Source organism: Sphingomonas sp. BRN-1R (assembly GCF_057748035.1).
Window position 1 is genome coordinate 1,963,611 of record NZ_CM173236.1, and the last position, 13,619, is coordinate 1,977,229.

The 13,619-nt window shown below is 65.8% G+C and carries 8 protein-coding genes; 3 read left to right on the forward strand and 5 right to left on the reverse strand.

Annotation, left to right across the window (positions count from 1 at the left end; translation table 11 throughout):
• Window positions 1-142 precede the first annotated feature (142 nt).
• The 4 genes from AC3ANX_RS09035 to AC3ANX_RS09050 form a co-directional block, all read right to left on the reverse strand.
• On the reverse strand, window positions 143-1,351 hold the full coding sequence (locus tag AC3ANX_RS09035) for an alginate export family protein (protein ID WP_488336662.1): 1,209 nt from the start codon (window positions 1,349-1,351) through the stop codon (window positions 143-145).
• A 27-nt stretch (window positions 1,352-1,378) separates the two neighbouring features.
• Window positions 1,379-2,623 (reverse strand): nitrate/nitrite transporter, encoded by a 1,245-nt coding sequence (locus AC3ANX_RS09040; protein ID WP_488336663.1) that lies wholly within the window; start codon window positions 2,621-2,623, stop codon window positions 1,379-1,381.
• A 212-nt stretch (window positions 2,624-2,835) separates the two neighbouring features.
• Window positions 2,836-4,041 carry a CmpA/NrtA family ABC transporter substrate-binding protein gene (locus AC3ANX_RS09045; RefSeq protein ID WP_488336664.1) on the reverse strand — a complete coding sequence of 402 codons (1,206 nt, stop codon included), beginning with the start codon at window positions 4,039-4,041 and terminating at the stop codon, window positions 2,836-2,838.
• Window positions 4,038-4,619, reverse strand: coding sequence for an ANTAR domain-containing response regulator (locus AC3ANX_RS09050; RefSeq protein WP_488336665.1), 582 nt, complete (start codon window positions 4,617-4,619; stop codon window positions 4,038-4,040). The genes AC3ANX_RS09045 and AC3ANX_RS09050 overlap by 4 nt, the downstream gene beginning before the upstream one ends.
• 152 nt (window positions 4,620-4,771) lie before the next feature.
• Here AC3ANX_RS09050 and AC3ANX_RS09055 point away from each other — a divergent pair, with 152 nt between their 5' ends.
• Window positions 4,772-6,670: a YhjD/YihY/BrkB family envelope integrity protein gene (locus tag AC3ANX_RS09055; protein WP_488336666.1), complete on the forward strand. Its 1,899-nt coding sequence runs from the start codon at window positions 4,772-4,774 to the stop codon at window positions 6,668-6,670.
• Between the two features lie 107 nt (window positions 6,671-6,777).
• On the opposite strand, the gene AC3ANX_RS09060 is transcribed toward AC3ANX_RS09055, so the two are convergent.
• The gene (locus AC3ANX_RS09060) at window positions 6,778-6,960 is read right to left on the reverse strand and encodes a CsbD family protein (RefSeq protein ID WP_488336667.1); all 183 of its coding nucleotides are present in this window, start codon (window positions 6,958-6,960) and stop codon (window positions 6,778-6,780) included.
• 412 nt (window positions 6,961-7,372) lie between these two features.
• Between AC3ANX_RS09060 and AC3ANX_RS09065 the strand changes: the two genes are divergently transcribed.
• Window positions 7,373-10,540: a TonB-dependent receptor gene (locus AC3ANX_RS09065; protein WP_488336668.1), complete on the forward strand. Its 3,168-nt coding sequence runs from the start codon at window positions 7,373-7,375 to the stop codon at window positions 10,538-10,540.
• Window positions 10,541-10,566: 26 nt separating this feature from the next.
• A complete protein-coding gene (locus AC3ANX_RS09070) occupies window positions 10,567-13,608 on the forward strand; it encodes a glycoside hydrolase family 2 protein (protein WP_488336669.1) in 3,042 nt (1,013 codons plus the stop codon).
• Window positions 13,609-13,619 lie beyond the last annotated feature (11 nt).

A 13,619-nucleotide genomic window follows, 5' to 3' on the forward strand; every position in this document is an offset into this window, starting at 1 on the left:
CGGGATCTGGATGGCGGCTTTGCCATCGGTAGCGTCGCGACGATCCGTCCGTGGAGCGTCGCGACAATGTAATCGGGACAGCGTTGCCCCTCAGGAAAGCTTTTAGCGCGAAGTGCCCGAGCGTTCAAGCACTTCATCACGCTCAATACGTCCAGTCGAGCTGGAGCCACAGCTTGTCGGTATCGGTGGCGAACGCGTCCGCGCGATAATGCGCAAAGCGGGCGGAGAGCAGGTATCTGCGCAGCTTGGCGGTGGCGAGCAGGTCGATCTCGTCGCCGTAATGCTGGCCCAGCCGGTCGCTGTTGAAGCGGTGAAAGGCCGCCTGCACCGTGAGCGCGTCGATCCGGCCGACCGTCTTCCACCCGTAGCCCGCGCTTGCGTACAGGTCGCGCACGCCGTTGGGCGGGGTGGTGAGGAACTTGTCGTCCCACCCCTGGAACTTGAAGCCGGTGGCGAGCGGCGTCTGGAAACTGGTGAGCGCGACACCGTTGCTCGCGCCGAGCACCTCATACCCGCCACCGAGTTTCCACGCCGCCAGATCGAGTGTCGCGTCCACCAGATAATAGCTGGCGGCATAACGGTTCGGGTTGCGGTGATAGTCGGACTGGCGCGCGTAGCTGAACTGGTAGGAGAGCTTCACCGCCTTCGCCAGCGCTCGTGCGCCCGCCAGACGGCCGCCATAGCTCTGGCTCGACAAACGATAGCCTTGCACCGCCGCCTCGTCTTGATCGACCAGATACGCGAAGCCGGCCAGCGTGCCGATCGGGGTCGCATAGGCGAGGTTGGCGAATAGGTTGTCGCCGTCGATCGCCGGCTGGCGCGCGCCGGTGCCGTCGATCCCCCAGATCGTCCGCACGCTCCACGCATAGGTGATGTCGGCCTTGAGCCCCTTCACCGGCACGATCTCGGCGCGCACCGCGTCGAAGGTCTGGGCATTGTCGCGAAAGTTGGCGTTGCCGACGAATCGCTCGTCATCGAGCGTGATCTTCTGACGGCCGGCGGTGAGCGTGAACGGCTGCGTGCGATACTGAAGCCGCGCAAGATAGAGCGCGACGTTCTGCGGATCGGCGACCAGCGGGCGCGTCGCCGCGCCACGCAGCCCGTCGTAATAGTCGCCATCCACCGCAAGCGTGCCCTGCGCCTCGACCAGCGCGGAGAGCGGGCCGTCGCTCGCCTGCACGCCGGCGCGGGCGCGGATCGTGACGGCGTCGGCCGTGGTGTCGGGCAGGTCGGCCTGATCGACATGCTCGTACCGCAACCGCGCCTCGGCGACGGGCTTGACTGCGATGTCCTGCGCGCAGGCCGGGCCGGCGGCGGCCAGTGCGGCCGCCGTGGCGATGATCGTCTTCATGATGTCCCCCTTAACGATCGCGCGGCGTCAGATCCGCGCGCCGCTGGTCCACGTCCTGCGCCAGTTGCCCTGCACCATCAGCAGTCCGCAGAGCGCCAGCACCGCAAGCCCGGCGAAGATCAGGAAGCCGGGCGCGAAACTGCCGGTCATCTGCCGCGCGATGCCGAGCGAGGAGGCGAGGTAGAAGCCGCCAATGCCGCCCGCCATGCCGACCAGCCCGGTCATCACGCCGATCTCCGCCTTGAAGCGCTGGGGCACGAGCTGAAACACCGCGCCGTTGCCGACGCCGAGTGCGAGCATGGCGGTGACGAAGCAGGCGAGCGCCGCGGGAAGCGTGCCGGCATAGCCGACCAGCGCCAGCGCGATCGCGGCGACGATATAGACGATCGTCAGCGCCTTGATCCCGCCGATCGCATCGGCGAGCGCGCCGCCCATCGGCCGCACCAGCGATCCGGCGAACACGCACGCCGCAGTGCAATAGCCCGCGACGATCGGGCTCAGCCCGAATGCGTCGGTGAAGTAGATCGGCAGCGATGCCGCTAGCCCGACGAACCCGCCGAACGTCACCGCGTAGAACGCCATCAGCCACCAGGCGTCGCCCTGCTTGAGCGGCTCGAAATAATCGACAAGCCGCTTCGGCGCGGGCGGGTTGGGAGCATCCTTGGCGAGCGCCATATAGGCCACGAACACCAGCGCGAGCGGCAGGCAGGCGAGGCCGAGCACCGCGTTCCAGCCGAACGCCTTGGCGAGCATCGGCGCGAACAGCGCGGCGAACACCGTGCCCGAATTGCCCATGCCGGCGACCCCCATCGCCTTGCCCTGATGCTCCGCCGGATACCAGCGGCTGGCGAGCGGCAGCGCGATCGCGAAGCTCGCGCCCGCAAAGCCGAGGATCACGCCGAGCGCGAGTGTGCCGGCAAAGCTGTTCACGCCGAGCAGCCACGCCGACAGCAGCCCGCCGATCACGATCATCTGGCTGATCGCACCCGAGCGTTTCGGCCCGATCCGGTCGACCAGCAGCCCGTTGACGACGCGCAGCACCGCGCCAGCGAGCGTCGGCGTCGCCACCATCAGCCCCTTTTCGGCAGGGGTCAGCGCGAGCGTGCGCGCGATCTCGGGCGCGAGCGGGCCGAGCAGCACCCACACCATGAAGGCGAGATCGAAATACAGAAAGGCGGCGATCAGCGTGGGCGTATGCCCTGACTGCCAGAAGCCGCTCTTGTCGGATCGGGCCGCGCTTTCACCCGCGCCGTCCAGATATGCCGTTGCCATGATGACGTTCCCCATGCCGAAGAAAATGGACACGAAAAAAGCCGCTCGCCGGACGATCGCGTGGCGCGAGTCCGGTCAGCGGCTTTGCTGCTTTAGATCTGGGAGGATGGCTGCCCCGGCCCTGGGGCGCACATCCGGTGGCGCGCTTCGTTGCGCGGTGCAGCAATCATCTCGCGAATCGCTTTCGCGTGCAAGACGAAAATTTGGGCGCCTCAGCGCGAGGCGGCGAACCCCGCGAGGTAATCGGCGATCCGGTCGGGATCGAAGGTGCGCGCGTCGAAGAACCGGTCCGGCCCGAGCGTCAGCACGCCGCGGTGCGCGCCGACCGGCAAGGGTCCGGAAACCGCGCCCTCCACCTTCATGCTCGCGCCCGGCATCGGCTCGCCGGCCAGCGCGCGGCGGTAGATGTCGGGCCGGAACACCGCCGCCGCCGCGGCTTGCGTTTCGGGCGTCGGCTCGACCATCCGCCAGCGCACGAACTGCGAATAGATCCACAACGCCTGGCTCACCCAGGGGAAGCTCGTCGCCTCGCGATCGAACAGGATGAAGTCGGGCACCGCAATCGGCGCCGCGCCGCTCGCCGGCAGAATCGCGCCGGCAAGCGCGGGTTCGATCGCCTCGGGCGGCAGATCGGGCAAGCCGGTGCGCGCGAGCAGATCGACCAAGGCCGGGCGGTTGGCGGGCAGGTCGCACCATGCCGCCGCGCGCTTGGTGGCGCGCAGCAGCCGGTCGACCGTATCGGGATTGCCGTCCAGCCAGTCGGCACGGAAGGCGAGCACCTTCTCAACACCGCGCTGCCAGATGCGCTCGCCGATCGCCGCGATCTCGGCCAGACCGGCCACTACCGCTACGCTGCCCCACGGTTCGCCCGCGATGAAGCCGTCGATCTCGCCCGCGCGCATCGCCTCCGCCATCAGCGAGGGCGGCAACACGCGCAGCACCAGATCGCGGTCGGGGTCGACGCCCGCGCTCGCCAGCCAGTAGCGCAACATCAGCGCGTGGCTGGAAAAACGATGCACCACGCCGATGATCGGCTTGCGGCGGTGCAGCCCGATCGCGGCCGCGAAATCGTGCGCCGTGCCGAGCGGATCGTCGAGACGCGCGACGATATCGGGTTCGAGCGCGGCGGCGAAGTCGGGTGACACCACCACCATGTTGCCGTTGGCGCTGAGCTTGAACGGCGCGGCGAGCGCGGCCGGCTGCTGGCTCAGCCCGAGCGTCACCGCGATGGCGAGCGGGGCGAGCATGTGCGCCGCCTGAACCTGCCCATAGACGAGCCGGTCGCGCAGCGTCGCCCAGCTCGTCGTCGGCAGCAGATCGAGCGCGATCCCCTCCGCCTCGGCAAAGCCCAGCTCGCGCGCGACGATCAGCGGCGCAGCGTCGGTGAGCGCGAGAAATGCGATCGACAACGGGATCACAACGCACCTCCAAGCAGGTCGCTCGCGGTGATGAGCGCGGCGGCGACATCGACAATCTTCTTGCCCTGATTCATCGCGGTGCTTCTCAACAAGGTATAGGCTTCGGGCTCGGACAGGGCGCGGCTCGCCATCAGGATCGCCTTGGCGCGGTCGATCGTCTTGCGATCGGCGAGCTCGGTGCGCGCCTCGTTCAACTCGCTCTGCATCCGCGCGAAGGCGTTGAAGCGGCGCACGGCAAGGTCGATGATCGGCTTCACCCGCTCCTTGCGCAATCCATCGACGACATAGGCGGATACGCCCGCGTCGATCGCCGCGCCGATCATGCTCTCGTCCGACTGATCGACGAACATCGCGATCGGCTTGGCGAGCGCGCGGCTGACCATCAGCATCTCCTCCAGCGTGTCGCGGCTCGGGTTGCCGAGGTCCATCAGCACCACGTCGGGCGCCATCCGCTCGATCCGCGCGACGAACGCGCCGCGCGGGGGGACGAGGTGGATATCGTCGTAGCCGGCCTCGCGCAGGCCATCCTCAAGCACGGTGGCGCGCAATCCACTGTCATCAACGATGACGATTCGCAACCCGATCCCCCGCGTTCATGCTGCACCGCACACGGTTCCTATCCCAAGGCGGACGCTGTGACAAATCGGCGGCGGAACGCGGAGGCGCGCTCGGCGGTTGGACCTGAACGAACGCTGCACGAACCACCGCACGACGCGGCGCAGGGACGGGGATGATCTTGGACGAACAGGGACGCAACGCCGCGACGCCGTGGCAAATGCCGCGCGCCGCGTGGATTTCAATCCTCAAGCGCACGTATGCGGAGACGACCGACGACAACATCGGCCTGATCGCCGCCGGCGTGGCGTTCTACGGCTTCCTTGCGCTCGTCCCGCTGCTCGGCGCGGTGGTGCTGGTGTACGGTATCGCTGCCAGCCCTAAGACGGTGATTCAGGACATGACGCAGCTCGCCGCGATCATGCCCAAGGATATCGCCAAGCTGATCGGTGAGCAGTTGATGAACGTCGTCAAGACGTCGGACGGCAAGAAGGGGCTCGGCCTCCTGCTGGCGCTCGGCCTCGCGCTGTTCGGCGCGCGCAGCGGCGCGGGTGCGATCGTCACCGCGCTCAACATCGCCTATGAGGAATCGGAGACGCGCAGCTTCATCCGCGTCAACCTGCTCGCGCTCGCCATCACTGCCGCGGGCGTCGTGGTGGCGATGGTCGCGCTGGTGGCGGTTGCGGCGCTCGGCCATCTTGAAAGCCTGATCCCCTATGCGCCCGGCGCTGTCGTCGTGCTGGGTAAGATCGTCACATATGTGCTGTTCACGCTGGTCGGCGCTGCTGCGGCGGCGACGCTCTACCGCTACGGTCCATCGCGCCGACAGGCGAAATGGGTCTGGCTGACGCCGGGATCTCTGTTCTCGGCGCTGATGTGGCTGGCGCTGACCTCGGGCTTCGGCATCTATGTCGCCAATTTCGGCAATTACAATGCAACCTATGGCTCGCTCGGCGCGGTGGTGGTGACGCTGACGTGGCTGTACCTGTCGAGCTACATCCTGTTGTTCGGCGCGGAGTTGAACGCGGAGCTGGAACACCAGACCGAGAAGGACACGACCACGGCGGGCAAGCCGCTCGGCAAGCGCGGCGCGTGGGTGGCGGATCATGTCGCCGGCGACGGTGCCGATGCGGAGCCCGTTGGTGCCCCCGAAACGGTTACGCCGCCATCGAGTGCATCTGCCAAGCCCGCTGCCAGCCGTACAACCGGCGTGGCGGCGGATTTTGCGACCAGTCGAATCGCGAGCCGTGTCGGCGGCGTCGCTGGGCTGCCGCGGATCGGCTGGGGGCCGTCTGCGGCGGCGACGCTCGGCCTTGCGCTGATGCGGCGCGGGCGCGGGGTACAGGGTGCGGCGGTGCTCGGCGGGACGGCGGCGGCGATGTGGCTCGCACGCGATCGCGCGGCGGATCGCACGGTGAAGGCGGTGTTCTTCGATGTCGACGGCACGCTGGTCGACAGCAACGACCTGCACGTCACCGCCTGGGACGAAGCCTTCCGCGAACATGGCTTCACCGTCGAGCGTGACGCCATTCGCGGGCAGATCGGCAAGGGCGGCGATCTGCTGGTGCCGGCGCTGTTGCCGGGCGTTTCGGACGACATGCACGAGACGCTCAGCGATCGGCACGGCGCAATCTTCAAGCAGCGCTACCTCGATCGCGTCGAGCCGTTCGACGGCGCGACCGCGCTCCTCAAGCACGTTCATGGCTGCGGTCAGCGCGTCGTGCTGGCGTCCTCGGCGGATGCCAGGGAGGTGAAGCACTATATCGGTCTGCTCGGGGTGCGCCATGCCGTCGACGAGACGACCAGCATCGACGATGTGCGGACATCAAAGCCGGCCGGAGACATCTTCGCCTCCGCGTTGAAGAAGGTGAAGCCGCTCACGCCGGAGGAGGTTATCGTGGTGGGTGACACGCCGTATGACGTGGAGGCAGCGGCCCGCTGCGGCATCCGTACGGTTGCGCTGCGCTCGGGCGGGTTCGATGATGCGGTGCTGCTGAAGGCCGGGGCGGTGGCGCTGTACGACGATGCGGCGGATCTGCTCGCGCACTATTCGGCGTCGCCACTGGGCGCCTGATCTCGGCTCGCCCCTAAACATAAGGCGGCCATTACGCCGCCTGTTAGCTACTCTCTCGTGTTGCGGCCGGGCCGACGATCACCGCCGGCCCCGCCGCTACGACACTCTTACAGCTTGTCGCCGAGCGCACCCTTGACGCTGCCCTTAACGTCCTGCGCCGAGCCCTTCAGTTGCTGCGCATCGCCTTCGGCTTCGAGCCTTTCGTTACCGGTGGCGGAGCCGATCACTTCCTTGACCTTGCCCGCGATCTTGTTGCCGGCGGCGTCCAGCTTGTCGGTCAGTTCGCTCATGGATTGTCTCCAGCGATTTTCCGGAGACGATTATCGCCCCGGCTCTCTCGCACGGACACACAACCGCCGTCCGGCACCAACGGTTCCGAAACGATTCGCGGCCGCCGCCGGCGACGCGTCGCGGCCCGTTCGGCTCGGCTCGGGCTATTTCAAAACGATAACCGTGTCTTGCCCGCGAGAGCTTGCGGAGCGCAGTTCAGCGACGTGCCAGCGCTACTTCAACTGTTGCGAACAAGATTACGTTTATCGTCCCACATAATGTTTTTAAGATGCGCATATTGTCAAACCAGCAGGGCTTATGCGATGTGATGCGTGACGACGCGATCCGTCGGCTGGCAGGGGGTGCATCCTCCCGGCACAGGCGATCGACGTCGGACCCGACCGCAAAAAGGGGTCGAACAGGGAGAGGGGAATGTTGAAGGTACGTCGTCACCCGTCCGCCATGGTTGCGGTGTCTTCGCTCGCGCTCGCGACCGGGCTCCTGCTGTCCGCGTCGCCGGTTCTCGCGCAGAGCACGAGCAGCGCGAGCGCTAATCCCACGCCCGATGCGCCAGCTCAGCCGCAAAATGACACCGCTGGTACAAACGACGTCCCAAGCAAGGCGGACGCCGCCGCGCAGGACGTGATCGTCGTCGGTACGCGCGCATCGCTGCAATCGAGCATCGCCCGCAAGCGCAACGCCGGCACCATCGTCGACTCAATCGTCGCCGATGATATCGCCAGCTTCCCCGACAAGAACGTCGGCGACTCGCTCGCGCGCATCACAGGCGTGCAGCTCAGCCGCGATTTTGGCGAGGGTGTGGCTGTGTCGATCCGCGGCGTGGAGCCGGACCTCAACCGTGTCGAGATCAACGGCGTCAGCCAGGCATCCACGCAGGGCACGCGCTCGGGCGATTTCCGCGAACTCGCCACCGAACTCGTCAAGTCGATCGACGTGTACAAGGGCTATTCGGTCGATCTGACCGAAGGCGGCCTCGGCGGCACGGTCAGCATCGAGACGCGCCGCCCGCTCGAGCTCAAGAAGGCGCTCGGCACCGTCGTCTTCTCCGAGCAGCAGCTCGACACCACGCAGGACTGGAAGCCGCGTATCACCGTGCTGGCCGGCACGCCCAAGCTGTTCCTCGATGGTCTCGGCGCGCTGTTCAACGTGACCTACGACAACGTGACGACCCGGCAGGATTACATCAGTAACACCAACTGGTCGCGTCTCGCCGATTTCGATCATTCGGACCAGAAGACCGTCGCCGATCCGAACTACGCGGCTTACACAACCTATGCGAGCTGCGCGAACGTCGGCGGCGCCAACGCGGCCAACGCAACCACGCGGCGCAAGGCGTGTGAGACGCAGTTCTTCGATTGGGCGCCGACCGTGCCGCGCTATCGCAACTGGGTCCGTCACGACAAGCGGATCTCGGGTGACGCGCAACTGCAATATCAGGTCGCGCCCAACTTCCGCGCCTATGTCGAGGCGACGATCAACCACCGCGACCAGACCCTTCAGGACGCGAACTACTCGCTCGATATGGGCCGTTATCAGCGATATCAGCTCGATCCCACGCTGCCGGTCGGGCTGAACGGCGGCACCTCGCAGCCACAAATCAAAGCCGGCAGCGCTACGGTCGACGCCAATCACGTCGTCACCAGCTACACCACCGCGCTCAACCCAAGCGTGGTGAGCAGCACCGTGACTAGCGGCGATGCCAACATCCTCGGCATACAACGCCGCGATTACACCGACGAGCAATATTCCTATTACTATCAGGGCGGCTTCACCTGGGATGTGGGCCGGTTGCACGTCAAGGGCCTCGGCTCGCACTCGCTGGCGCGCGATATCGGCAACAATGCGCTGATCTCGATCAGCACTTCGGTTCCGGGCGTGACGGTCGACCGGCGCAACTCGCTCGGCATTCCTGCCTTCATCTTCCCGAGCACGGTCAATCCGGCCGATTACACGATCTACACCGCCAATGCCGCGACCGACCCATATCAGGCCGGGCCGACGATCCAGTGGCGTCCTAACGATTACGGCAACACCGAAAATCAGGGCAAGATCGACGCGACCTACGATACCGATCTGCCGCTGCTCAAGAGCATCCAGTTCGGCTCGCAGGCGCGCTGGCAGAGCTACTATCAGTATCTCGGCGGCGGCTCGCAACTGCTGAATGCCGCGACCGGCCAGTATCAGACCGCGTCCTATTACAGCTACACGACCAACATCGTGAAGACGGTGACGGCACGCTCGACCGTGACCGGGATCGGCAACGGCAACAATACCACCACGTATCAGCTCACACCGGCCGAATACATCGGCATTCTCCAGGCTGCCAACGGTCTGGTCCCGGGTGGCGCAGGGCTGTTCTCCGGTCTTCAGAATGCGCCGGGCAACATCCCGAGCCAATTCGCAGTACCGATCTTTGATACCAGCGTGCTGAGTCAGTATTACGATCTGTCGAAGTTCAATCAGAGTCAGGAGCGGTCGGCCGATGGCCTTCCGCAGATTCCGAGTGCGCAGATCGACGAGACCGTCATCGCCGGCTACCTCAAGGGCAATCTCGATACGCGCGTGTTCGGCATGCACCTCACCGGGAACGGCGGCGTGCGCATCATCAACACGCGCGATTCGGGTACGGGCACCAACATCGCCCGTGTTACCGCGCTGAACGCGGCCGGTACGGCAGTCACGACCGTTACCGCAGCGCAGCAGATCAGCATCAGGAACAACTACACGGACGTTCTGCCTGCCTTCAACCTCGCGCTCGAGATCACGCCGGATCTGGTGCTGCGCGGCAACTGGGCGAAGAACCTTGCCCGACCCAAGCCGCTCGATCTGGTCCCGAACATCAACTGCCTCGATGATCAAACCACCGGCGTACTCGGGCAGGATGCCTGCACGGCCGGCAACCCGAACCTCAAGCCGTACCGCGCGGTTCAGTGGGAGGGCAACCTCGCCTGGTATCCCAATCGCGATACGCTGGTGAGCCTCGGCTATTACAAGAAGTACGAATCGAGCTTCATCATCGGCGGCGTGACGCGCAACGACGTCGATCTGTTCAACGATGGTATCCTCTATACGGTGAAGCAGCCGATCAACGGCTTCGGCGCGTTGCTCGACGGTTTCGAGGCGAGCGCGCAGACAGCGTTCACCTTCCTGCCGCGTCCGTTCGATGGTCTGGGCGCAAGTGGCAACTTCACCTATGCGCGCGCGCTGCGGACGAACCTGACCAACCTGGCGACGAACCAACCGCTAAATGACTACCCGGGCCTGTCCAAATACACCTGGAATGCGAGCGTGTTCTACGACAAAGGCTTCCTGAACGCGCGCCTGAGTTATAACTACCGGTCCGACTGGATGCAGACCTCGGCTGACTCGGCCAACGGCAACAACCCGATCTACCGCAAGGCGGAAGGGTATCTCGACGGCAAGATCACCATCCGCGTGCCGAAATATTATTTCAGCGTGTTCGTCGAGATGCAGAACATCAACAAAGAATATTCGCAGACCTACATTAAGAACCTCGGACCGGTCGATCTTTACTATCCGGGCCGTCGTTTCTTCACGGGTATTCAAGCGAAGTTCTGATCTGTTACAGCGATCAAGGAGCAGCAATGAAGACGACACTCGCGACCCTGCTCCTTGCCGCGACCATGCTCTATCCCGTCACCGCCGAGGCGCAGCGCGCCTCGGCGGTGACGCCGTCTCCACGCCAAAGCTACGATTTCGATCGCGGGTGGCTGGTGCATGTCGGCGACGGCGCCTTCTCCGACACGGCCGCCAGCGAGGCCGGATGGGATGCGGTGACGCTGCCGCACGCCTTTGACGAGACGCTGGCGTTCAAGATCGACATCCACGATCAGCCCGAAGCGATCGTCTGGTATCGTAAGCATTTCCGGCTGCCCAAGGACGCGCCGCAAGGTCGCGCGTTCCTCGAGTTTGAGGGCGTTCGCCAGGCGGCCGACGTGTGGGTGAATGGCCAGAAGGTCGGATCGAGCGAGAACGGCGTCATGGCGTTCGGCTTCGACATCACGCGCGCGCTCAAGCCCGGCGACAACATCGTGGCGGTGCGCGTTGACAATCACTGGGATTACAAGGAACGTGCCACCGGCACCAAGTTCCAGTGGGAAGACAAGAACTTCTATTCGAACTTCGGCGGCATCAACAAGCCGGTGCGGCTGCACCTGACCGGCCCGGTCTATCAGACCTTGCCGCTTTACAGCAGCCTCGGCACCGAGGGGCCGTACATCTGGGCGGACGCGTTCGACATGCCCGGCGCGGCGGCAACGGTTCACGCCGAAAGCGAGGTACGCAACGACGGCGCCTCCGCCATGACGGTCGGCTACGACGTCACGGTGCGCGATCTCGATGGCAAGACCGTGGCGACGTTCGCGGGCGGCCGCCAGACCATCGCGCCGGGCGCAAGCGCGACGCTCAAGGCCGCCAAGCGCCTGACCGGGCTGCATTTCTGGAGCTGGGGCTACGGCTATCTCTACACCGTCACCGGCACGCTCAAGGATGCGAGCGGCCGGGTGATCGACGCGGTCGATACGCGCACCGGCTTTCGCCAGACCAGCTTCGATCACGGCGTGCTCACGCTCAACGGGCGCGTGCTGCAACTCAAAGGCTATGCGCAACGCTCGACCGACGAGTGGCCGGGCGTCGGCCTGTCGGTGCCGCCTTGGGTGAACGACTTCTCCAACCGGCTCGTCACCGGCAGCAACGGAAACCTCGTGCGCTGGATGCACGTCACGCCGGGCAAGCGCGAGATCGAGTCCGCCGACCGGCTCGGGCTGATCGAGGCGATGCCGGCCGGCGACAGCGAAGGCGATCCGAGCGACGCGACCCGCTGGGGCCAGCGCGTGAAGGTGATGCGCGACGCGATCATCTACAACCGCAACGATCCGTCGATCCTGTTCTACGAGAGCGGCAACCACGGCATCAGCGAGGCGCATATGGCGGAGATGCTCGCGGTGAAGACGCAGTTCGATCCGAACGGCGGCCGCGCGATCGGCTCGCGCGAGATGCTGGGGAGCAGCACGGCGCAATACGGCGGCGAGATGCTCTACATCAACAAGAGCGCGGGCAAGCCACTGTGGGCGATGGAATATTCGCGCGATGAAGCGGCGCGCGCCAATCAGGACGAGTTCACCCCGCCGTTCCACAAGGACTCGCCCGACTACAACCGCAATGTCGAGAGTATGGCGGTCGAGGACGTGCGCCGCTGGAACGATTACTACCAGCAGCGCCCCGGCGGCGGCGAGCGGGTGAGCGCGGGCGGAGTGAAGATCGGCTTCACCGATGCCAACTCGCACTTCCGTGGCGACAACAATTACCGTGCCTCGGGCGTGCTCGATGCCGTGCGGCTGCCGAAAGACCCATGGTTTGTGCATCAGGCGATGTGGGACGGCTGGGTCGAGAGCGGCGGGCATCACGTCCACGTCATCGGCCATTGGACCTATCCGGCCGGCACGGTGAAGCCGATCTACGTCGTGTCGAACGGCACTTCGGTCGAGCTGTTCCGCAACGGCAAGTCGCTCGGACAGGGCGTGCGCGAGAGCAATTTCCTGTTCACCTTCAAGGATGTGGCGTTCCAGCCGGGCGAATTGCGGGCGGTCGCGCATTTCGCGGACGGCAAGACGGCCGAGCAGGTGCTCACCACCGCCGGCGCGCCGGCCGCGATCCGGCTGACCCCGCACACCGGCCCGCGCGGCTTCGTTGCCGACGGAGCGGACCTGATGCTGGTCGACGTCGAGGTGGTCGATGCGAAGGGCCAGCGCGTGCCGACCGCGTTCAACAAGGTCGATTTCGCGCTGACCGGCGCGGCCGAATGGCGCGGCGGCATCGCGCAGGGCGATTCCTCGGGCAAGCCGCGCGCGACCGTGGCCACAATGTCGGCCAACACGCCTGGTACGACCAGCTTTAAGGGCGTCGCGCGGGATGAGGACAATTACATCCTGTCAAAGCGGCTACCGGTCGAACTCGGCGTCAACCGCGTGCTGATCCGTTCGGGCACGACGGCGGGGGCGGTCCACCTCGTTGCGACCGCGCCGGGACTCAAATCCGCCACGCTCGACACGCGGACGATTACCGCGTCCGTAACGGACGGTCTCTCGACCGACTTTGCCGAAGACGCGCAACGCTCCGATTTGTCGCGCGGGCCGACCCCGGCGGGCTCGTCGGTGGTGCCGCGCTGGCGCACGATCGCGGTCGCGGGCATCACCGCCGGCTCCGCGCAACCCGATGCCGCGAATAGCCACGACGATAACGAGGCGTCGACATGGACGAGCGACGGCACGCCCGGCAATGCTTGGATCGAATATCGTTTCGCAAAGGCCGAGAGCCCTGCGCGGCTGTCGCTGCGGCTCACCGGCTGGCGGTTGCGCAGCTACCCGATCCGCGTGACGCTCGACGGCAAGACGGTGTGGGAGGGGCCGACGCCCAAGTCGCTCGGCTATGTCGACCTTCCGCTGACACCTGCGACGGGCAGCAAGCTGCGCATCACGCTGACGGGTGCGACCAGCGACCGCGACGCGTTCGGCAATATCGTCGAGGTGAAGGACACCAAGGCTGCGGCGGGAACGGGCGCGGACACGGTAACGCCGGGGTGGAAGCTGAGCATCGTCGAGGCGGATATTCTGGCGGCGGCAAAGTAGTCGACGACCGG